22 protein-coding genes are annotated in these 21,582 nt (G+C 69.0%); 8 read left to right on the top strand and 14 right to left on the bottom strand.

Translation table 11 applies throughout. The annotated features are described in order from the left end of the window. Positions 1-510: 510 nt before the first annotated feature. Positions 511-732, bottom strand: a complete 222-nt coding sequence (locus HF577_RS25965; RefSeq protein ID WP_169398571.1) for a hypothetical protein — start codon at positions 730-732, stop codon at positions 511-513. A gap of 9 nt (positions 733-741) precedes the next feature. Between HF577_RS25965 and HF577_RS25960 the strand changes: the two genes are divergently transcribed. Beyond that, a complete protein-coding gene (locus HF577_RS25960; protein WP_169398570.1) occupies positions 742-2,559 on the top strand; it encodes a helix-turn-helix domain-containing protein in 1,818 nt (605 codons plus the stop codon). 98 nt (positions 2,560-2,657) lie between these two features. On the opposite strand, the gene HF577_RS25955 is transcribed toward HF577_RS25960, so the two are convergent. Next, the gene (locus tag HF577_RS25955) at positions 2,658-2,816 is read right to left on the bottom strand and encodes a hypothetical protein (RefSeq protein WP_169398569.1); all 159 of its coding nucleotides are present in this window, start codon (positions 2,814-2,816) and stop codon (positions 2,658-2,660) included. 73 nt (positions 2,817-2,889) lie between these two features. Further along, positions 2,890-3,042 carry a hypothetical protein gene (locus HF577_RS25950; protein ID WP_211174835.1) on the bottom strand — a complete coding sequence of 51 codons (153 nt, stop codon included), beginning with the start codon at positions 3,040-3,042 and terminating at the stop codon, positions 2,890-2,892. A 311-nt stretch (positions 3,043-3,353) separates the two neighbouring features. Between HF577_RS25950 and HF577_RS25945 the strand changes: the two genes are divergently transcribed. From HF577_RS25945 to HF577_RS25935, 3 genes are all read left to right on the top strand, one after another. Beyond that, positions 3,354-4,235, top strand: coding sequence for an AraC family transcriptional regulator (locus tag HF577_RS25945; protein WP_312859390.1), 882 nt, complete (start codon positions 3,354-3,356; stop codon positions 4,233-4,235). Positions 4,236-4,402: 167 nt separating this feature from the next. Beyond that, complete coding sequence (locus HF577_RS25940) at positions 4,403-4,852, top strand: nitroreductase family deazaflavin-dependent oxidoreductase (protein ID WP_169398567.1); 450 nt, start codon at positions 4,403-4,405, stop codon at positions 4,850-4,852. Beyond that, positions 4,849-5,877, top strand: coding sequence for an aldo/keto reductase (locus tag HF577_RS25935; RefSeq protein WP_169398566.1), 1,029 nt, complete (start codon positions 4,849-4,851; stop codon positions 5,875-5,877). Before HF577_RS25940 ends, HF577_RS25935 begins: the two co-directional genes overlap by 4 nt. Before the next feature lie 281 nt (positions 5,878-6,158). Here the strand turns inward: HF577_RS25935 and HF577_RS25930 are convergent, their stop codons facing one another. The 6 genes from HF577_RS25930 to HF577_RS25905 all read right to left on the bottom strand — a co-directional run bounded on the left by HF577_RS25930 (position 6,159) and on the right by HF577_RS25905 (position 12,628). Beyond that, positions 6,159-7,772 (bottom strand): NUDIX hydrolase, encoded by a 1,614-nt coding sequence (locus tag HF577_RS25930; protein WP_169398565.1) that lies wholly within the window; start codon positions 7,770-7,772, stop codon positions 6,159-6,161. Between the two features lie 139 nt (positions 7,773-7,911). After that, positions 7,912-9,363 carry a carboxylesterase/lipase family protein gene (locus HF577_RS25925; RefSeq protein WP_169398564.1) on the bottom strand — a complete coding sequence of 484 codons (1,452 nt, stop codon included), beginning with the start codon at positions 9,361-9,363 and terminating at the stop codon, positions 7,912-7,914. A 42-nt stretch (positions 9,364-9,405) separates the two neighbouring features. Beyond that, entirely contained in the window at positions 9,406-10,185 is a 780-nt protein-coding gene (locus tag HF577_RS25920) for a class I SAM-dependent methyltransferase (protein WP_169398563.1), read from the bottom strand. Between the two features lie 54 nt (positions 10,186-10,239). After that, positions 10,240-10,824 (bottom strand): globin domain-containing protein, encoded by a 585-nt coding sequence (locus HF577_RS25915; RefSeq protein WP_169398562.1) that lies wholly within the window; start codon positions 10,822-10,824, stop codon positions 10,240-10,242. 288 nt (positions 10,825-11,112) lie between these two features. Continuing rightward, on the bottom strand, positions 11,113-12,051 hold the full coding sequence (locus tag HF577_RS25910) for a cyclase family protein (protein ID WP_169398561.1): 939 nt from the start codon (positions 12,049-12,051) through the stop codon (positions 11,113-11,115). Positions 12,052-12,343: 292 nt separating this feature from the next. Continuing rightward, a complete protein-coding gene (locus HF577_RS25905; protein ID WP_169398560.1) occupies positions 12,344-12,628 on the bottom strand; it encodes a hypothetical protein in 285 nt (94 codons plus the stop codon). Positions 12,629-12,743: 115 nt separating this feature from the next. Here HF577_RS25905 and HF577_RS25900 point away from each other — a divergent pair, with 115 nt between their 5' ends. Further along, on the top strand, positions 12,744-12,926 hold the full coding sequence (locus HF577_RS25900) for a helix-turn-helix domain-containing protein (RefSeq protein WP_312859389.1): 183 nt from the start codon (positions 12,744-12,746) through the stop codon (positions 12,924-12,926). A 500-nt stretch (positions 12,927-13,426) separates the two neighbouring features. Continuing rightward, positions 13,427-13,810, top strand: a complete 384-nt coding sequence (locus HF577_RS25895; protein WP_169398559.1) for a type II toxin-antitoxin system HicB family antitoxin — start codon at positions 13,427-13,429, stop codon at positions 13,808-13,810. Between the two features lie 352 nt (positions 13,811-14,162). On the opposite strand, the gene HF577_RS25890 is transcribed toward HF577_RS25895, so the two are convergent. Next, entirely contained in the window at positions 14,163-15,746 is a 1,584-nt protein-coding gene (locus tag HF577_RS25890; protein ID WP_169398558.1) for an alpha/beta hydrolase, read from the bottom strand. Position 15,747: 1 nt separating this feature from the next. Beyond that, positions 15,748-16,491 carry a hypothetical protein gene (locus HF577_RS25885; RefSeq protein WP_169398557.1) on the bottom strand — a complete coding sequence of 248 codons (744 nt, stop codon included), beginning with the start codon at positions 16,489-16,491 and terminating at the stop codon, positions 15,748-15,750. Between the two features lie 47 nt (positions 16,492-16,538). Between HF577_RS25885 and HF577_RS25880 the strand changes: the two genes are divergently transcribed. Continuing rightward, on the top strand, positions 16,539-17,159 hold the full coding sequence (locus HF577_RS25880) for a TetR/AcrR family transcriptional regulator (protein WP_169398556.1): 621 nt from the start codon (positions 16,539-16,541) through the stop codon (positions 17,157-17,159). A 134-nt stretch (positions 17,160-17,293) separates the two neighbouring features. Here HF577_RS25880 and HF577_RS25875 read toward each other — a convergent pair whose 3' ends face one another. Next, on the bottom strand, positions 17,294-17,647 hold the full coding sequence (locus HF577_RS25875; protein WP_169398555.1) for a hypothetical protein: 354 nt from the start codon (positions 17,645-17,647) through the stop codon (positions 17,294-17,296). Between the two features lie 456 nt (positions 17,648-18,103). Between HF577_RS25875 and HF577_RS25870 the strand changes: the two genes are divergently transcribed. Then, on the top strand, positions 18,104-19,111 hold the full coding sequence (locus HF577_RS25870) for a hypothetical protein (RefSeq protein ID WP_169398554.1): 1,008 nt from the start codon (positions 18,104-18,106) through the stop codon (positions 19,109-19,111). Between the two features lie 588 nt (positions 19,112-19,699). On the opposite strand, the gene HF577_RS25865 is transcribed toward HF577_RS25870, so the two are convergent. Next, positions 19,700-21,013: a hypothetical protein gene (locus tag HF577_RS25865; RefSeq protein ID WP_169398553.1), complete on the bottom strand. Its 1,314-nt coding sequence runs from the start codon at positions 21,011-21,013 to the stop codon at positions 19,700-19,702. Continuing rightward, positions 21,010-21,582 (bottom strand): RNA polymerase sigma factor, encoded by a 573-nt coding sequence (locus HF577_RS25860; RefSeq protein ID WP_312859388.1) that lies wholly within the window; start codon positions 21,580-21,582, stop codon positions 21,010-21,012. The genes HF577_RS25865 and HF577_RS25860 overlap by 4 nt, the downstream gene beginning before the upstream one ends.

Below are 21,582 nucleotides of genomic sequence, written 5' to 3'. Positions count from 1 at the left end.
CTTCCTGGGTGATCGGGGCGAGCGGGAGGCGCGGCTGGTGAAGGCCTTGCCGTGCAGTGAGTGGGCGTGCTCGTTCACCAGCAGCAGGTCCGACACCATGATCTGGAAGAGGATCGTCCCAAACGGGTTGCCCGGTAGCACCGTTCTCGGGGTTGCGGGCGGTGACGTGTCCGGCGACGCCCTCGCCGAACCCGAACCGTCCGAACAGCCGGAACGTCTCGGCCAGTTCCCGCTGACTGAGCCATCGGTCTTCCCCGATAGATAACGCGGGGCACCTGCGCAACTCATGGTTTGTCGGCGATCATGATTGGTGGGCGGGAATGCCGGGTGTCGTACATCCTGTCCCCTTTTCCGACGTCTCGGCGGTTGTGATGACGAGATAACCAGCCGAGAACGGTCGCTACAATGGATTGGGTCTCCATCAATCGGTTGCTCGCATGGAGAAGTGCACTAGCAGTGGGGTGAGTGGTGGACGAGGGGGGCTGGCTGGAGCTGCTGCTGACCGAGGCGTCAGAGGCCGAGTTCGCGGCCCACGAGAGAGGGCTGGCCCAGCAACTGGGCTCGACCGAACGCGCTGCCTGCGAGGCGGTGGCAGCGCTGCGTATCCGGTCCCTGCTCGAACAGCGCACCCAACGGGCCCGCGAGCTGGCCACGCTCAACGAGGTCGCCGCGCACCTCACCGCCACCGGCGACCGCGATCAGCTGGCGCTGATCGACGACATAGTCGGGCACGCTCGGAGGGTGCTCGGGGTCGACATGGCTTACCTCGGCCTGGTGGAGGCGAATCGCCGGCTGCGGATCCATGCGGTGAGCGGCGCGCTTACTCCACAGATGGTCGGGATTTCGGTGGAGGCCGAAGCCGGGCTGGCCGGCGAGGTGCTGACCCATACCCAGCCGGCTTGGACCGATGACTACGAGACCGCGCAGTTCAACCATCACCCGGACAACGACGCCGCGGCCCTGGCCGAGCACTGCCGGTCCGTGCTCGGTGTCCCGTTGCTCGGCCGCGACCAGGTGCTCGGGGTGCTGTTCGTGCTGGAGCGGCGGCCGCACCGGTTTACCGGGGAGGACATCGCGCTGCTGGTCGCGCTGGCCGCGCACGCCGCCGTCGCACTGGACAACCAGCGACTGGTGCAGCGGTACCAGGACGGGTTGGACCAGCTCAACCGGGTCAACCGCGAGCTGGAGCGGCGAACCGGGGAGCTCGAGCAGGCGCTGCGCTGGGACAACATGCTCACCCAGGTGGTACTACGAGGTGGTCAGGTCGCTGACCTGCTGGCCGAGGTCCGTACGTTGGCCGGCCGCCCGGTCTACCTGGTCACCGCTGACGGCCCACCCCCGGAAGGCATGCCGGCGGACCGGCTGGCCGCCGTACACGCCGCTCTCGCCGCCCTCGCCGCCAGCCCGACCAGCCGTTCCGTTACTGGTTCGACCGCAACAGTCGCCTCGCAGCCTGGCCTGTGTCCGGTGGTGGCCGGTTGCCACGTCCTCGGCGCACTGGTCACGGTGCCCGCAACCAGGCCCGCCGGCGCTGAGCGCGCGCTCGGGCCCGGTCGCGAGGCCCAGAGCCTCGACTTCGAAAGTGTCGCCGACCCTCAAGCTTCCGCCGACATCTCCAAGACTCAGCCGTGGGGGCCCGGATCCGTTGAGTCGGGTTCGGCGGCGGAGCGAGAGGGATCGAGGTTCGTGGACGAGCAGTTCGTTGACCGGTTGCTCGCTCGGGCGGCTCCGGTGCTGGCACTCGCGCTGACCAGGGCCGAAGCGGTCGATGAGGCGGCCCGCCGAGCTCGCGACTCGTTCCTGGCCGACCTGTTGAACAACCCGAGCGCCGATCCGGCCGTGCTCGACCGCCAGATGCGGTTCGCCGGTCTCGACCCGTCGACGCGTTATGACGTGCTGGTGGCCACGGCCGGGACCACGGCGGCGGGCGAAGGGTTGGCGGCGCTGAGGGCGGCGGCGCCGAAGCGCGCGGTAGTCGCCGACCTCGGATCGCGCACGGTTATCGTGCTCCCTCAGGACACGGTCGAAGCGGTGACGGAATCCTGGAGCACCCGCTTCGGCTCGGTCACCGCCGGGCTGGCCAGTACGCGCGCCGCTGGGGCGAGTGGTTCACACGCCGATGATGCGGATGGTCCGGGGCCGGCAGGCACGCGGTTGGGGCGGAGCTTCCGCGCGGCCGGTCAGATCGTGGACGCGCTGCTCGCTCTCGGGCGGGTCGGCGAACTCTGCACCGCCGAGGACCTCGGCATCTACCGCGTCCTGCTCAGCACCGCCGGCCGCGCTGAACTTCGCTCGGCCATCGAATACAACCTTGGCCCCCTGCTGGCCGCCGAACAGCGGCGAGGCGTACCACTCAGTGCGACCCTGTTGGCCTACTTCGACCACAATCTGCGTCCCGGCGCGGCAGCCGAAGCGCTGACTGTGCACGTCAACACCCTCTACCAGCGGCTGGAATCGGTGACCGACGTACTCGGAGACGACTGGCGCGAACCCGGCCGCCGCCTCGACCTTCATCTCATGCTGCGCCTCCGCGCCGCTCTACGGGAGTTACCCGACTGATTCCGCCGTTCCAACGCCACCAGCATTGAGGACGGCGCAGGACCGCGGCCGACACGCGGTGCGGCGTTCTGATCCCGTGCCAGGACACCCGTGCGCGCTCACCCGGGCCGGCTCATCTCGGCGACGGCCTGCTCGGGGCCACCAGCCAGGGCGAGCGCTCGGTCGACAAGCCGGAATGCGTCGGACTTGTCGTAGTTGAGGTAGTTCCTCGCATGCGCGCCTACCGGATCACCGGCGTAGTAACGCTCGTACGGCACGTTGACCGAACCCGTCCGGTAAATGCGATCAGTCAGGGGTGGGCGCGCCGAGGTTGGTCGGCGACCTCGGTGGTCAGGCCGTCGCGACGCGGTCGAACTGGACGTGCACCGTTCCGGCATAGGCGACCGCCCAGGGCGGCTGCATCCCGAGGTACGCGGGGAACCGGACATCGTCACGCGCGGGTGCGATGCGGCTGGCCGAGCAGGACGCAATCACAGATCGCATCCTCCGAACACCAAGCTCGCCATCACGACCAGTTACACCGCTCATCGGAGACTCCCACTGATCATCTTGTCGCTGATGCTTGTGCGCTCAGCGGACCCGCGACTGGCCTGATCGCGGTGCACATCCGGAATCGGCCGGGGCTCGCCTGCTCTACGGCGAGTGGCTGCGCCGGCACAACCGGCGCGACGATGCCCGGACCCAGCTACGCCGCAACCTGCCGTTCCGGCGGCACCCGGTCCGGTCCGCGAGGCGCTCGCGTGCCTCCGCGGGTTTTGTGTTGCAATCGCGAAGTGTCTTTGGACGAGCTTCGTGTGCTGCTGGACCGGCATGCGCGTCCTGATCTGGCTACTGTCATCGACGGCGTCCGGATCTGCAAGGTCGACCAGGCCGCTGGGCCGGAGTCCTCGATGTCCGGGACGGTGCTGGCGGTCATCGCCCAGGGCGGCAAGCGTCTCGCACTAGGCGACCGCTTCTACGACTACGGCGCCGGACAGTATCTCGTCGCCTCGGTCGACGTCCCGGTCACCGGACACGCCATGGACGCCGCTCCCGGCGTGCCCGCGCTCGGCTTCGGAATGACTCTGGAACCTGCCGTCATCGCGGAGTTGCTGCCGGCCGGGCCGGGGGACGTGCCGCAGTCTCCTGGCACCGCGCGGCTAGGGATCGCGGTGAGCGACGCCCCGGATGAGTTGCTCGACGCCGTGGTGCGGCTGCTGCGCCTGCTCGACCGGCCACGGGACCGCAAAACACTGGCCCCGCTGTACAAGCGCGAGATCCTCTGGCGGTTGATGACTGGGGAGCAAGGTGACGTCGTCCGTCAGCTCGGCGTGGCCGACAGCAGCCTGACGCACGTCAGACGTGCCGTGCGGTGGATCCGGGAGAACTACACCCAGCCGTTCCGGGTCGAGGAGGTGGCACAGCTGTCGGGGATGAGTGTCTCCGCCTTCCACCGCAACTTCCAGGCGGTGACGGCGATGAGCCCGATCCAGTTCCAGAAGAACATCCGGCTACAGGCGGCGAGACTGCTGTTGACGAACCGTCCGAACGACATCACCGGCATCGGCCAGCGTGTCGGGTACCACAGTCCGTCCCAGTTCAGCCGGGAGTACCGCCGCCAGTTCGGTGTCCCGCCCAGCGTCGATGCGGCGCGTTTACGTGGTGGAGCGGGGCCCGCCGGCGCGGCGCTGCCGTGAACGCTGCCTGAGCGAAGAGGATTGTGCATATACGCGAGAGGATCTTGCTAGCCCGGCGTCAGCAGTGCTGATTTCCTGAGAAGCATGAAGTATCGCAAGCTGGGCCGGACCGGAGTTGGGGGCGGCGACGTATTCTCCGACAACGAGCGGCAGAGCGGACTGTGACCGTGGATGACGCTGTCGCTCGCGCCCTCGACATCGGGCCGGACTCCTCCACGACCGAGCGCACGATCGACATCACCACGCTGGGCAGGCGCAGCGGTATCCCTCGCCGCATCGAGGTCTGGTTCCACCGCGTCGACGGTCGCTGGTACCTGACCAGCCTGCCCGTCCCTCGCAGCTGGTACGCGAACCTGCGCGCCAATCCGCGGTTCGTCGTGCATCTCAAGCACGGGGTGAAGGTTGACCTGCCCGCGACAGCGAGGCCGGTCGACGAGCCGACACGGCGGCGGGTGATCACCGCCGTGCTCGACCTGCAGAACCGGCCCGATGTCGCGGCGCGGGTCGGCCTGCGCCAGGACCTCGACGAGTGGCTCGCGCACAGCCCGCTGGTCGAGATCGTGTTCGACGATGAGCAGACGGCTCACCGAAACGCTTTCAACGGGAGAGAAGTATGAAGTACCGCACGCTGGGTCGGACCGGAATCCAGGTCAGCCCCTACTGCCTCGGCACCATGATGTTCGGGGCCATGGGAAGCTCCGATCACGATTCCTCGATCCGGATCATCCACAGGGCCCTGGACGCGGGGATAAACTTCGTCGACACCGCCGACGTGTATTCCGGTGGCGAATCCGAGGTGATCGTCGGTAAGGCGCTCAAGGGCCGCCGCGACGACGTCGTGCTGGCCAGCAAGGTGCACTACCCGATGGGCAACGATCCGAATCACCGGGGGAATTCGCGGCGCTGGATCGTCACCGCGGTCGAGCACTCCCTGCGCCGCCTGCAGACTGATCATCTCGACCTCTACCTGGTCCATCGTCCCGACCCGACGGTCGACGTGGAGGAGACGCTGTCGGCACTGTCCGATCTGATCCGCAGCGGCAAGATGCGCGCGATCGGCACGTCGACCTTCCCGGCCTCGGAGATCGTCGAGGCGCAGTGGGTCGCCGAGCGGCGCGGCCTCGAGCGCTTCCGCGCCGAGCAGCCGCCGTACTCGATCGTCAACCGGAGCATCGAAAGCGAGATGCTGCCGATCGCTCAGCGCTACGGGATGGGCACCTTGGTGTGGAGCCCGCTGGGCCAGGGCCTGCTGACCGGCCGCTACCGCAAGGGCAAGCAGGCCGACACCCACCGGTCCGGCGGGACGCCGCAGTACTTCAGCGACGAACGCAAGCTCGAGGTGGTCGAACAGCTCATTCCGCTGGCTGAGAAGGCCGGCCTGCCGATGGCCCACCTCGCGATGGCGTTCGCGATCGCCCACCCGGGCGTGACCTCGGCGATCATCGGGCCGCGCACCATGGAACAACTCGACGACCTGCTGGCCGGCGCCGACGTCACCCTGGACGACGATGTCCTCAACCGGATCGACGAGATCGCACCGCCCGGCACCGACGCCGGCCCCAACCAGGCGGCCTACACCCCGCCGGCCGTATCGACCGTGAGCCTGCGTCGCCGGCCCGTCGCCGAGCGCTCCGCCGCCTGAACGACGACCGGGTGACGGCCGCCACGTACCGATGGCGCAGGGCCGACAGAGAGCGAAGAGTAGTGCTGCGTCGGCGCGCTTTAGCCGCCGACAACACACTGACGAAGCGCCCTCCTCCCGGTCACTCCTCCCGGTCACTCCGCCTGGCGGAGGCCCGGCGGGTGCCGTACAGCACCACCAGCGGTGACGGCAAACCGCCACGAGCGCCCCATCGGTCAGATCGGTGCGTCGATGTCGATCCGATCCGCTGCACCGCCGCAGAAGGCACCGCGGGCGTCGACTCATCTCCGGCTGCTCATCTCGGTGATTCCGGGCGGCGGTGACGAGGCAGGGGAGCTGGTTGCGAGCTTTCGCAGGTAGTCGTGAGCCGCGTCGGCGTCGCCGTTCATCTCCTCCATCAATCGCGGGTAGGTCAATGCGACCAGCGCCGACGTCAGGTGTGGCTGGTGGTCGGGTGCAGTCAAGGTCCAGCGGAGGAGGGACTCGACGCTGGCGATGTCGGTGGGAACGGGGACCGCCAGGATCGCGCCGTCGCTCTCCCAGCGGCCCTCGGTTGCGTGCGAGTAGCGACCACGAGCAGCGAGTTCGGCTGCGGTGAGAGACACCCGGCATGCCGTCAGAAGGATGGACACCGCGACTTCTTGGTCGGAGTCGAACTGCGAGATCCCGAGGATCTCGAGTGGCTGTTCGCTGAGGTCGACTCCCAGCTCCTCCGCGGCTTCCCTGACGATCGCGAGCCGCGGGTCCGGGATTCCGTGAGGGTCGCGGTCAAGCGAGATGCCGAAACGTGGGCGCATCTCCAGATTCCCGTTGACGCCGACCGCCCACTGTCCTTCGCCGGTTCGGACATGGGCGGACCGTCGGACGACGATGATCTGCTCGTCGCTCGTCACCGGCAGGCACGAGAGCGTCAGCACGCGAGCCGCGCCGCTGAGCTCATCCCGGCGCCGGCCGATACCTCGGTCCCCGACGTTATGGGTGGCCATCACAGCGCTGTATGCGGCTTCGGCCAGCACGAGGTGCAGCCGGACCCAGCCGCTCGCGGGATCACGCTGCCGGACCGTGCCCCGCAGGGACGGCAGCGTCCCGTCGAAGAACTTGCCGCTGAGGCGCTGCTCGAGAAGCCGTCGATCGGCCTCGCCGCGCAGCGGTAGCGGCATCGGCTCGATCCCGTCCGCCCGGCAGAGCGTTTCGGCAAACGTATCCGGGAAGACGAGACGCTCTGCGAGGTGAGAGACGGCGATATCGTCGATTCCCTGTCCCGGGCCCTCACCGATCCTGACGTGTTCGAGCCGGAGCTGCGTCGACCTGGCGGGAATGCCGATGGCGAAGGAGCCACGCGCGTCGGCTGTTGTCGTGCCCATCGCGAACATGGCCTGCGCCATGAGGTACTCGCCCGTGCGGGCGGCCACGTCGGCCTGCTCGGCAAGGATCGGCGCCGTTCCTCCACCCAGCAGACCACGCGCCTTCAGCCGGTGCGCGAACGCCCGATACGCAGTGCTGAGCCGCTGAAGATCATCGCTCGGTTCCCCGCCGATCCCGTGCAGAGCGACCGGGACCGGCAGCCGATGATCTCTTGCGGTCTCGTCGATCCACCTCAGCTCCGTGGCGACGGTGAGAGCACGCTGCCCGAGCACGAGACGTTCCGCTGCGGTGCGGCACGCCCGTCTTGTCGTGATCCGTCCATACCCACGGCTCGTGAGAACGGCACCGATCGTCCTCCTCCGGTCATTCCGCAGGGCGAAGGACACAACAGGGTTTCGGCCACGAATCCACAAGGACAAACCGACGATGGCGATCAGGAACGTCGTGCTGTCACCCAGGATTCCGATCCAGCCGTCCAGACTCCCGGGCCAGAAGCTATCCGTTGTCGCGGCAGCCTGCGACAGATGCATGCAGAACGTCCTCTGCTGGTCGCCCCGTTCGGACCGCGGCGCGGCTACCCGACAGTGTCCGACAGCTGTCTCGAACGATACGGGCGCGGGGTATCAGGACCGCGCAGCCCACGGTCGAGCTCACCGACGAGGCCTGGGGTCATGCCGTGAGGTCCAGGGCATCGAAACGTCGATCACGCCAGATCCAGCGGGACCGCTCCTCGGGATACCGGGCGACGGTGGAGTCGGTGTCGTACACGCGCGTGTCGCGCTCGTGGGGCGTGTAGCGAACCCAGCCGGGGTCTCCGGTGGCGGCGAACGACAGGTGTTCGGCCCGGATCAGCCCCGACAGACGTCGGGCCTGGGCCATCGCGTCCGGACCGGCTGCCGTGAGCCCCGTTCTGATCTCGGTGGTGCCGAACAGGAGCAGGGTGTCGAGGCTGTGCGATGCGCCCACGGAGTTGAACGCCCAGCAGAGCTCGTAGTGCCACACCCGCGCTCCACCGGCGTGGGCCGCCTCGGCGAGGTGGAGGGCCGGCATCCGCCACAGCCAGTCCGACATGGCGGTGTCGCGCAGCTCGTTCGGGGAGGCGGACGGATAGGCCGCTCGGTAGCGCTGCGCGCCCGGTGTCGGTGTCAGCCCGTTGAGCAGCGCGTCCACCCCGGCGTCGTCGATGTCCCCGAGCCGGGCGCCGAGCAGGCTGAACTCGTCACGGGTATGCCCGACGAGCAGATCGACATCACGGGCCGCGCCATCGGCGAGCGCTGCCCACGGGGATGCCGGCAGGACCTCACCGTCCACCACCGGGGAGAACGGCGTGGGCGTGTACGCCACCGCGCCCCACCGACCGATCCGTTGCGGAAGACGCATGGTCACTGACCGGGCAGCGTCGACGAGATCATCGGGGGCGACATCAGCGAGGTCCGCGGCCCGCGGCGCGCGGCCGAGCTCGGCGCTGATCTCCGCCGCGACGTCCGCGGCCAGGCCTGGTGTGAAGAAGGTCCCCGGGAGGCTCTGCAGGATCGCGCGACGGAACAGTCCGGCCGCCGCCGGCATCACCAGCAGCGCGGCGATCGAGCCGGCGCCTGCGGACTGCCCGAGGACGGTGACATTGCCCGGGTCACCGCCGAAGGTGGCGACGTTGTCGTGCACCCAGCGCAGTGCGGCGACCTGGTCGAGCAGCCCGCGGTTGTCCGGCGCGACGTCGAGCCGGGCGAAGCCCTCGGCGCCGGTGCGGTAGTGAGCACTCACCACCACCGCGCCGGCGCCCGCCAGGGTCGCGCCGGCGAGGTGCGGATTGGATGTGTCGCAGTTGAGGTACGTGCCGCCGCTGATCCACACCACCACCGGAAGCCCGGTCCCGCCGGGATCCGGGGTCCAGACGGCGAGGTTCAGCCAGTCCTCCCCCGCCGTCGGCCTGCCCGGCTGCGGTGGGGGCGGACCGAACCGGGTCACGTCACGGACCCCGTCCCAGCGCACCGCCGGGCGGGGAGCGGCGAACCGATCCCGCCCGACCGGGGGCGCGGCGAAGGGAACGCCGCGGTACACGGCGACCCCGTCTTCCCAGCGTCCCCGGACCGCGCCGGCCGACGTGCGTACCTGAGTGGTCATGATCCGCACCCTCACACCGCAGGCCGGACCCGGTCATGCGGTTTACGGCTGGTGGACGCGCAGCACGCCGGTGAGCATGGGGAGGGTGAACTCGCCGCGGGCGGTCTCCGGCCGGCTCGCGAGGAGAGCGCGGATCCGGCCGAGCGTGGCCTCTCGCTCCCGTTCCGCCATGACCAGCACTCCCGCCCTCGTCGCGAGTGCCGCGACGAGGGAGTCGGCGGTGCGGCGCTGCCCGTGCGGGAACTCGGCCTGCTCCGGCGAGCCGAACCGGCCGGCCACGCCGTCTCCGGGAAGGTGCGCCTCTGCCGTCTCGGCGCGCCAGCGGCTGAGCGTGTCACGCGGGCCGATGGCCGCGCTCCCGCCGACCCGCTCGAGTTCGGCAACCCAGTCGACCCGGTTGTCGAGGACGTTCCACAGGCCGGCCAGGATGCCGCCGGATACGAGGACCCTGGCGATCTCGGGTCCCGCGACGGCCATGTCGAACCAGTGCAGGGCATGGCCGGCCAGCACGGCGTCGACGGATGCGTCCGGCAGGGGAATCGCCTCGGCGCTACCCGGCAGGGAACGGACACCCGGCAGCGCGAGGCGAAGCTCGGCCAGCATCGCCGGATCGGGTTCGACCGCGACGACCTCGGCGCCCAGCGCAACCAGCGTGGCAGTCAGCTTGCCCGTTCCGGCGCCGAGGTCCAGCACTCGCGGGCCGGGCGCGGGTTCGAGCGCCCAGCGCACCGCGGCCTGCGCGTAGTCCGGGCGGTGCTCGGCGTATGCGGTCGCCGCTGCGCCGAACGACGAGGCGTGCAGTTGCCGATCCTCTTGTCCCACGCGGTTGCCCTTTCCGTGTCGCGAGCACCTCGACCGCGGCACCACCGCTGCGGGTCAGTTGCCAGTCCGGTGCGGGTGTCGCAGGGGGGAAGCAGCGCTCTCGTCGTCTCGGGACCAGCGAGGTTGCGGTACCGCAGGCATCGATCGATCCGTCGCCGACGCTCCCGAGTCCGCCGCCTGGGCGCCCGCGATCATCTGCATGGCGACCCACTGATACACCGATATCCAGGACGAGCTCAAGGAGCTCGAATACCCCGGTCCGGACAAATCCCGCACCGCCCGGGTCAGAGCGTGGCCGATGTACCCGTAGTGTTCGATCTCGACCCGGAAGCGAATCCGGTGATCGGCCCCGAGCCGGCGTAGCCCCGCTTCCAGGGCCGTCGTGTCCGCAGTGTCGAGTTTGCCGATGACATTCAGCAGGCTGTCACTCATCTTCTGCATCTGTCCGGTCAGGTCGGGCGGGAACATCGCCCGTAGCTGCGGAGCCATCTCGAACAGGTGCGCGTAGAACACCTCGGCAAGGCGAACCGGCCGGTCGGCCACTGCGAGGCACGACACCCGCACGGCGGCGATCACCGCAGGTGAAGGCCGCCTCACCCCGGCCGCGAACGACGCCCCCGCGTCCTGCGGGTGGCTCATCGTTGCCACGCCGCGGGGTAGCTGAGGGGGTTCGAGCAGGGTTGCCTGACCATGAGCTGCCTTTCGTCGACCAGAGATGAATGCCGGCTGCTCGCGAAGCAGCCACACCGGCTCATCGACTATCGAACTCGGGCGCGTAGGCGTTGCAGGACAGTGCGTTCGCAGTCGGCTAACGGCGCTCGATGCGAGCATCCGCATGAGCGTCGGCGTCCACAGCGAGTGTGATCAGCGGGACGAAAAAAATCATGAAACGCACGAAATCGCTGGTGAGGACCAGTGGAACTCAGGTCAGAATGTGGCGATCGGGTTGACCGGGCTGCCGGACGTACCGGCGAAGCGGACCGGCGCGACGGCGAGGTGGAAGTCCCACTGGCCGAGTTCGGCAGCCGTCGTCGCGCACACCTCGAGGTCGCAGTTGTCGAGCAGCCACAGACCCATCGCGACGAGGCCCACGGCGTGAACCGGCATCAGCACGTCGTCGTACCCCGAGGGCTGAACGTCCTGAGGGGTGTCGGCGCCGATCAGCGCGACCTCCCGTTCGTGCAGCCACGGCAGGCAGGACGCGTGCCAGCCGGCCTGCGTGAAGCTGTGCGTCACACCGGCCTCGTGCCGGGCGCGGCCGTAGCCGGTCCGCAGGAGTACCGCGTCGCCGGGCCCCACCCGCACGCCCTGTCGACGCTCGGCCTCTTCCAGATCGTCAGGGAACACACCCTGCCCCGATTCCAGCCACGGCACGTCGCGGACGCTCGCGATATCCAGCAGGACACCACGGGTGATGATCCCGTTCGCGGCCGCCGTGACGGCCGCCCACGCTGATCCCGTTGCGGGGTCGACCAGCGAGTGCGAGCGCCCGTTGTACATCGTGCCGTCCCAGAAGATGTGGCACGGCGAGTCGACGTGGGTGACGGTGTTGCCGTGGAACGTGATGCCGAGCTGCTCGGACGAGAAGCCCCAGCGCCGGTCGGCGTGGAACGCGGACACCGGCATGTTCTCGGCGCCCGGCATGTCGGCGGCGCACGGGCACGTCGTCGTCGACCGCTCCATCTCCCCCGGCACGGCGATCTCCCATGCGCACGAGACGCTCCTGCCGTGGCGCACGGCCCGCGACGCCGCCAGCCGGACGTCGTCGGTGATGTGGTTCAGCGTGCCGAGCTCATCGTCATCGCCCCATCGTCCCCAGTTCGACAGTGTGTCGAAGTACTCGAGCACGTCGTCCTGTGTGGGCATCGGTCGCCTTGCCGTCATCCCAGCATCGACTCCTCCGGTCACGGGGTTCGAGGCACGCTATAGCAGCCCTCCACCGGGGAGGTCACCATGCTGGTCGGCCGACCGATAGACCCCACCACTACCGGTAGATCGTGATACCAGTCATGCGATTGCTCCGAAACGGTCTGCGGAGCACGTCTGGATAAGGGGACAGGGAAGTACTACTGCCGGGATCGTTTGAGTGACCTACGGGCTTCCCGCCGAGCCCGACACCACACGAAGTACAGCAACAGATCCGATTGCAGCCACAGCTTCACTTCTCCCACCTAAGACGGCCGGAGAGAAGACGATGAGCTACCGGGTTCGGGTTCTTGGCGAGAGCGATGGCTAGGTGCGCCTTCGGCTTCGTGTCCTCCCAGCCGTGGTGCGTCTTGCCACTGTCCGCAACCAAGGTCCAGCGCCACTTCTGCTGAGCTTCGTTCCACACAACCGACTCCCGGGACTGCTCCCTCTCGATCATCTGCCGCGCCTCCGCTTCGTCACGCGCATCACCGACCACGGTCCGGCCATCTGGCGTCCCCGCCATCCACACCGCCACTGCGCGTCCTCCCCCGGCCACCCTCTGGAGCACTACCGACACGCAGACTACGACATATGACGACATCAGACGACATCTAACGTCTGACCAGGACGTACGTACCTAGCGTCGAGGTGTGCATGAGGAGGAGCTGGTGTCCAGCACGGAGCTAGCGAAGGCTCTGTCCGTCTCTCATCGGACGATCCAGCGGTGGATAGCAGCGGGCACGATCGAGGCTGAGTTCCGGACAGCCGGCGGCCAGTACAGGTTCAGCATCGACAAGGTTCGTGACCAGCTGAGAGCCATAGAGCACGATTAACGCCTCAGGGATCGACCTGAGAGCCACGTTCACGGCTGCGTAAGGTCTCAGCATCCACTGGCTCTTTCGGGCCTCAGATTCAAGCCCGGCGTGATCTGAGCTTGTGGGATCGAGTATGCCCTGCTGGCCGGGTGCCTACTACTTCGTGTCCTGGCGCGGCTAACTCAGAAGTTCGGTAACGGGTACGGAGGTTCGCAGCGCTGAGCAAGGTAGCTCGGAGTACTCGCGTCTCCCGTCATGCGTCTATCCGGCAGGCTGTCTACCTGCTAGACAGCCTCACGTGAAGCCGATAGCCACCCGCGACCTCCGCAAACTTCTCCGCAACCTCGGCTGCGTGGAAGGCGGAGGCAAGGGCTCCCACGAGAAGTGGACCGCCCCCATGGCCACAGCACCACCCTGAAGGCCGGCGACAAACAACAGGCCCCAGGGACGCTGCGCAGCATCCAGGCCGCGCTGTCACCAGAGTTCGACTCCACCTGGATCGAGGAGGCACAGGAGAAATGAGCTACCAAGTCGCCGCAACCTGGGACAACACCGGCCGGTGGGTCGTCACCATCCCCGACATCCCCAGCGCCATCACCCAATGCCGACGACTCGACCGCATCCCCGCCGACGCAGCCGAGGTCATCGAAATCCAAACCGGCCGAGCCGTCGACCCCAGCGCCATCGAGCTCCACGTCCACATCCCCGGCGACTCCGAGCAAATCGCGGAGGAAGCACGACAGCTCCGCGAACACCACGAAGCCCTCCGCGTGCGGGTCGAGAAGCGAACCAACGAAGCCGTCATGCTCCTCCGCAGGCAAGGCCTCTCCGTGCGTGACGTCGGCAAACTAACCGGCGTCTCCTACCAGCGGGTCTCACAGATCGACAAGGAAGCCAGCTAGCGGCCGACTACTTCTACCGGACGAACACCCCCCGCCCGTTGAGTCCGTCGTAGCGGGCCATGCTGACGTGGAGCCGTCACTGTCTTCTGGTGCGGGACGGAGGCGGCACCGAGGTTGCGTCCGGTGACTTCTTCCGGGCGTTCACAACGATAACTGGCTTGCACTCGGCATCTCGGAGATTGCAATGCTGGTGCCATGGCTCTTGAAAGTCGGATCTCGGCAAGCCCATCCGAGGCACTAGACGACAGCCCGCACGTCAACCGGGATCGTGACCGGCGGCGCGAGCTACACCGCAGAGCCGGAGTGGCTTGACTGGATGCGCCGCGGGGCAGCGTCGCCGGAGTCGGGCATGTCACAGGTTGCAGCGGGCGTCGGCGGGCGGGGATTCGAGGTCGAGGAGGTACGCCTCGACGACGTCGTCGACGCACTCGCTGCCGCCGAGGAGGTAGGCGCCGTGCTGCTTGCCGTCGACCGTGAGCAGGCGTGCGCCGAGAGCTCGAGCCATCGCGATGCCGCCCTCGTGTGGCGTCGCGGGATCGCCGGTGACCGACACGACGAGAGTCTCGGGAAGGTCCTCGACATCGGCGAGCCAGGGATCGTCGGCCGTGGGCGGCGCGGGCCACGCCGCGCACTCGCTGTGGTAGTTGGCTGCCGTGAAGACGTCGAGGTCGAACATCGGCGCCACCTCTCCGACCTTGCGTGCCAGCGCGGTGGTTTCCTCGGGCGTCAGGCGGGGCCAGTCCATGCAGCGCACGGCAATGTTCGTGTCGAGGTCGAGCGGGTAGGCGCCGTCCGCGGTGCGGCCGTAGAACGTGTCCCGCAGAGCGAGCATCTCGTCGGCCCGGCCTGCCTCGAGGGCAGTGAGCGCTGCGACGACGTCGGGCCACCTCGCCTGCGAGTACAGCCCGCCGGTGATACCGAGGTAGACGTCCCAGACGCTCACCTCTCTGCCGTCGGCGGTCGACGGCGTCTCGATGAGCGGTCGGACGATCTCGTGCAGGCGATCGTTCGCTGCTGTGGGATCGGTGCCGAGTACGCAGTCGGGTGATTCGGCGCAGAACGCGGCGAGGTCGTCGAACCGCGCCTGCAGACCGGTGAACTGGGAGACGCGGAACTCTTGTGCCGTCAGGTCGGGCGCGATGGCCCCGTCGAGCACGATCGCGCGGACCTTCTCGGGGTAGGTCGCGGCATACATGGCGCCGAGCTGGGAGCCGTAGCTGTAGCCGAGATAGGTCAGCTGGTCGTCGCCGAGCACCTCTCGCAGAATGTCCATGTCACGCACGACGTTCGTCGACCCGGCGTTCACCAGGTTCGCGATCCCGCCAGAGCCCTCGGCGCAACGTTCTGCGAGCTCGGCCGCCTGCTCGGCGCTGGTGATGTCGTACACGACGCCGAACCGTAGCGCCGCGCCTGCGTCGTACTCATCGTCGGTGTAGCAGTCGAGGGCCGGGGTGGACGCCCCGATCCCCCGAGGATCGAAGCCGACGATGTCGAAGCGCTCGGCGACGGGGCTGGCCTGCCACAGAGGCAGGGTCATCGCGACGAGGTTGGTGCCGGAGCCTCCGGGACCGCCCGGGTTGACCAGCAAGGAGCCTTCGGCCTCGCCCGTGGCGGGCAAGCGCAGGAGCGCGATGTGCGCCCTCTCGCCCTCCGGCTCGTCGTAGTCGAGCGGCACCTCGACCGAGGCGCACTCGAGCGCCGGGTTCGCGAACAGCTCGGCGTCCGCTGCGTTCGTCGCGGTGTCCTCGCACCCGCCCCAGGCGAGCTGTTGCTCGAGGTGGACGCGCAGGGCCGCATCCGCACCTCCCCCGCCGGAGTCCGGTGGGGGAGGTGCGGGCGTGCAGCCGGCGAGCAGGAAGAGCGCCACCGTGGCGGTCGCGGCGAGCCCGCTCGCGAGGCGCCGGGACCGTCCCGGAAGTCGACGTCGTGGGTGCATGTCAGCCTCCGATCCCGTCGGTCTCGGCGTCCAGGAGCCAGTGGTGGCGGAAGGTGAGTGCTCGTTCGATCCCGGCGAGGGCCGCGGTCACGGCGAGAACCGTGTTCGCCCATGCCGGCAGGTCGATGGGCGAGACGAACGGCGCGAAGTGATCTGTCCAGAGCGACAGGTGGGTGACCAGCTCGAGCAGCTGTGGGGCCAGGAGGATGAGATCGATCGTCAGCGCGATGACGGCGGAGGCGGCGAGGGCGCGCCCGATCCCCGGGTGTCGCCGGGAGAGCTGGGCGCGCCAGTGTTCGGGCGTCCCCGGCGCGGGATCGAGACGTCGCTCGCTGCCGTCCGCGCTGACCAGATGGATCCGCTCCATGCTGAACCTGTTCGCGGCGACCTCGATGCCGTCCGGTCCGAGCGGGAACCGGACCGGCATGTCGGAGGTCTGCACGTGCCGGCCGTCCCGGTAGAGCGATGCCCGGCCCTCCGTGTGATCGACATCGACCGTCGCCGTCGACGCATCCGGCAGGTCGACCGCGAATCGCGTGCGCTCGAGTGAGAGGGAGGGGCGGAACGGTGGCAGCGGCGAGCCCGGCGCCGGGGAGGGCGTCGACCACGACGCAGCATCGTCCTCGAGCCCGCCGAGCCCGCCGAGGCCGTCGAGCCCGGCGTCGTGGGACCCCTGCCGCGACGCGCCGGTCCAGGGGTCGTGCCGCGCTGCAGCGCCGCTACGCGGCCTATTTAGCATGCCCATGCCACAAAGATTAGCACGTACATGCTAAAACGGGCTAAGGTGCGGCCATGCCCAAGAGAGTCGACACGGAAGCTCGCCGGGAGCAGGTCGCCGACGCCGTCATCGACGAGATCGCCGCGCACGGTCTCCGCTCCGTGACCCTCGCCCGGATCGCCGCGCGCACCGGCCTGGCCATCGGGAGCATCCGGCACTACTTCGGTGACACCGTCGGCGAGGTCATGCGCTTCACCTTCAGCGTTCTCATCCAGCGGGTCACGCGCCGCGCCACGACGTTGTCCGAGGACGCGGTGGCTCGGATCACGGACGTCATCGCCTTCGCCGCGCCGACCAGCGAGCAGGAGCGCCGGGAGAACATCGCCCTGGTCGAGTACCGCGTCATGGCGCGCACGGACCCGGAGCTCGCGGCCGACATCGCCGAGACGTCCCTCGCGGGTGCGGAAGTGGTCCGCTCGTTGCTGCGCGATGCGCTGACCGACCGCGTGATCGACGAGGAGTCGCTGCACCGCGAGGCGCTCCTGCTGTTCACCCTGGTTGAGGGCTTCTCGTTCAGCTCGGCGCTGTTCTCCGCTCCATTGCGCGAGACGGATGTACGTGCCGTCGTGACTGCGACCATGCACCGTCTACGCGACGCCTATCCGCCCTTCGAAGAGACCGCAGCAGCAACCTAGCCGGCCGCCCCCCGGACGATCGCGAGGCCTACACGGCTGGAAAGCAACGGTTCGTGGACGAGGTCCTGGCACAGGACTGCTGAGTAATCCCAACCTCGATCGAAGCCGGTCCGACCGGCACATCCGTCCGTGCGTCATTGACATGTCGTCACCGCGAACTCCTGGCGGAAGGCGCGGTCCGGACGAGGCCCGAGATAAACGGTGAACTCGTCGTGTGCCGGGCCGGTGGCCTGGACTTCATGGCGCTCGCGAAGCGCCTCGACCACGGTTACCTCCCGGCGCGATGCGCCTGGCGGAAGGTCAAGACCAGGACGAGCGCCGAGGCGGTCGTAGGCGACGTGCTGGGCCCCTTGAACTCCCCCGTGGCGCTCGTCCTCGGGCGCCGTGATGACGCCGGTCGGCTGCGGGTGGCCGGGCGCACCGGGCCGCTCCCACGCGACGCCCGGCCGGCCATCGGCGCCCTGCTCCGAGCCGCGGACCAGTGGCACCCCTGGCCACCACGACGGCCAGAGGAACTCGACCTTGAAAGCTCAAGCTGACCACTCGGTGACCACCCCACGAATCCGCAGGCAGTCATGCTGCCTGAGGAGGTGAAAACAGCAGGTCAGACCTGGTGGGCCCCCAGGGGATCGAACCCTGAACCCGCGGATTAAAAGGTGGCGGCATCCTGCCTCACAGGGCCACTACCTGCATCAACAGTCTCGCGCCGCACCTCGCGGACCGCGCCTACCACTTGGGACCACTGCGCTTCGCACCACGAGTGACCCCACGCCCGTACGCGGACCGACGTAGATCGCGGTCTCCGCGACGCCGTCGTAGGTGGGCGAAGCTGTCAGGGCTCGACGTCCCGACCAGGACGTCGCGGGCCGCGGCTATCCTCAACCGCCCGTTGTCAACAGAACGAGGATTTGATGCGCGGACCGGCGGGTCGGGCCGTCTCGTCCATGTTCATTTTGCTGGCGTTGATCATGACCGCGTCGTGCACCGTACGGGAGCCGGTCGCGCAGCTCCCGCCGCCGGGCACGTACCGGCCCGAGGATCCGGTCGGCGAGGACAGCGAGGCCCGGCAGGTCCCGCCCGGCACGGCGACGACGCTGACCGCTGCGCTCGTCACGGCCGGCGCGTTCTGCGTCCAGATCCGGAGCAACGCCGACGGCCGAGCCGTGAGGTGCCGCAACCGCGACGCCGACGATCCGTGGGTGGCGCAGTTCCTGCTCGATCGCGACGACCGGCTCGCCTGGGCCTGGATCCCGAAACCGAGTCCTCCCGTGTACGCCGAATGGGACCGGACCGGAGGGTTCGACGCCGCCGACAGCCTGACCCGACTCGCCGTGGCCAGCCTGGGCGCCTTGTGGCCGGACGCCGCGGAGCGGATCGGCACCGAGATCCAGCAGTACGGATGGGATCTGCACGACCTGGCCGAGCGCGGACAGTCGATCGATGGTGCCTTCACCCGCGCCTGGCGTGATGATCACGCCGACTACACGATGTCCCGTGCGGACGGGCTGATCGTCGCCGGCCGCGACGCGGTGGTCAATCGCTGGCCGTCCGACTCGGGCCACTACGGCGGCCGGATGAGCGACGCGGTCGGCGACCTGCAGGAGTCCGGCTACGAATGTTTCTATCCACCGCAGGTGATCTGCCACCGTGAGTTCAACGACGAGTTCCGGGTGTCGCTGCGGGGCGACCGGATCGTCACCGCCGACTTCGATATCAATGGCGGCGCGACGCTCGCCGACACGTTCCCGCGCGGACTCACCTTCCTCGCTCCGGACGTCCGGTCCGAGATCGCCGCCAGGATCGAGGACGCCCGGCTGGCCCGGACGGACTTCCTCGGCGTCGTCGCCGGCACCGTGCTCACTGTCGACGCCGCGCCCGTCCCGCCGGTCGGCGGTTCGGTCCCGATCGCGGTCCGGATCGGCTCGCCGCTGATCGGCACCTTTCCGATCTGACCGATCTTGTGCACGGCCTCACATCCGAACGGCCGGGAGAGGTGTCCATGACGATGCCCCTCCCCCGGACTCGGAACAGAAGCGGCCGTCGCAGGAAAAGCGATAGGCCACGCGGGGCGCCGCGGTCACCGCACTGATCACCGGTCTGCTCGCCGCCGGATTCGCTGGCATAACCTTCGGGGTCGCCGAGATCGCCTACGCCGGAGTCATCAACACCTTGCGAGCCTCGGCCACCCCGTGAAGAAGAGCCGAGCTACGAAGGGTCGACGCGCTGCGGTAATATCAGTTGCTCAATTTCCAGAAAAGATATGGACACTTCATTTTGGCCACACTCTGATGAGATCGCCAGGCGCCTGGGCATCATAGTGGCAACGTCCTCACTGGAAATCCCGACATCGACGTTGACATGAAACTCGCCCGAACGATTCGACTTTTCGCCGATTCCCACGCACGCCTTCGAGCGGCTGCACACGCGCTATGAGGCGACATCCACCTCGGCCTACTCCAGCTCGCCGTTGCCCTGATCTGCCACCGGCAACTAACGGCGCGCGGACCGACACGGGTGGGCACCCCGGGAGAGGCACCCGCTCAGTTCCGGTAGACCTCGACGCCCGCCGGACTGTCCGCGGTGTACGCGGTGACCACTACCTGGTCCCTTGCCTGCCGGTTCGTCTCCTGCTGTCGGCTGTCGATCGTGCACATGGCGAGCCCGTCGAGGATCGTGCAGCCGGCATCGGCGACCGGATCCTGCTGCGGCGGAGCCGCGCTCCGGGGCGGCGGCTGGTGCGGCAACATCGGCACCGCGGCGATCTCGACGCGGGTCACGTCCGGTGAGACGGCCATCAGGACCGCACTGCCGCCGCCGCGGTGGAAGACGACAGGACTGGCCAGGCCGCTGCGGTGGTCCGGACGCAGCGGCGCCTCGGCGAAGGCCCTGCCGTACACAGGGTCGGTCACACAGAAGCCGGCGGCGAGGTCCCCGATCCGCGCCACCAGCGCGGGCGGCGCGGCTCCTCCGACGTCGTGCCACCCCACCGGGATCCACAGGCGGTCGTTGACGTGCGCGTGCGTCGGGAGCCCGTCGAAGCACTCGTCCAGGTACCGCCCCTCCGGGGTGTCGGGCCGCTCCGGCAGGTCCCGGTCGACCACGCCGAGCGCCTGCACCGGTTCCGGGACGGGACCGTCGTAGCCGCCGGTGACGGTGAGCCGCATCCGATCCGGAGTCTCGCCCGAGTAGATGTCGACGAAGGTAACCCGGTCCTCGCTGATCAGCATCTTGTCAGGGAGCCCGATCGCGAACTCGCGCCTGTCGGGATTGAGCACCACCAGCTGTCCTGCGGACATCCGCACGACCTGGACCTCGCCGGCAGGCGTGCCGGTCAACCCCGACACCGCCACCGATCCCGGCGACACGAGGCAGGCGAACGAGTCGTTGATCTCGAGGTCGCTCTCGACCGCACCGACTCCCATGTGCAGGGTCGATCGCCACTCGCGCGTCGGCGGGTACTCACCGGCCCGGCCGCTGTGCACAACAGCGGCCGCACACCGGGCCAGCGCCAGGTCCGTGGCCGGTTGACCGCTCGGCGGCGGCAGCTCGACGCCGGCGAACGGGTCCCTGCCTGGGTCCTCGCCCGATGCAGCGCCGGGACCGCCGTCGGTCACGGTGGCGGGCGGGAGCCGGTCGAGACCGGCGGGGTCGTCCGCACCGAACCCGGTGACGGCCGTGACCGTCGTCGCCGCGATCGCCACCACGACCGCGGCGGCCGCAGCGGGGAGGAACGAGGTGCGCCTGCGAGGGGCCGCGGCGGGGGCGGCGTCCATCCGGTGCAGCACGCGGTGCAGCACCCGCTCCCGGACGTCGGCGGGCAACGCCGGGGCGGGCGGCAGCTCGAGCTCGTTCATCGGGTCTCCTCGGGCAGCAGTGCGCGGAGCCGGGCTCGGGCGCGGTGGATGCGGGACCGCACGGTCGCCTCGGGGATGCCGAGCGCGCGGGCCGCGTCGGACTGGGCGAGGTCGGCGATGATGCACAGCTCGACGACCTCCCGCTGGGCCGCCGGGAGGCGCTCGAGGGCGGCGAGCACGCGGTGCAGGCTGCGGTGGTCGTCGACGGAGGCCGCGACGGAGTCGGAATGGTCGCGGACCACCGGCCCCGACCCGAGACGGCGGAAAAGGCGCTGGTGGCGCATCGACCGCCGCCGTTCGGTGCGGGCCTCGTTCCCGGCCACCGCAAGCAGCCACGGCAAGGCCGAGTCCGCGGTGAACCGAACCTCCGCCCGGCGTCGCCACGCCGTGAGGAACGTGGCGGCGAGGACGTCCTCGGCCATCACGCTGGACCCGGTCAGGTGATGGGCCTGGCGCCAGACCGCGTCGACGTGCCGGTGGTACAGCGTGGTGAAGGCGTCACGGTCGCCGCCCTGCGCGGCGGCCCACAACTCATGGTCCTCGGGGAGTGCGGTGCCCACCCACCCCAC

Source organism: Pseudonocardia xinjiangensis, assembly GCF_012911925.1.
Lineage (GTDB): Bacteria > Actinomycetota > Actinomycetes > Mycobacteriales > Pseudonocardiaceae > Pseudonocardia > Pseudonocardia xinjiangensis.
The sequence above is the reverse complement of the archived record's forward strand: the minus strand, read 5'-3'. Positions and strand labels throughout refer to the sequence as shown.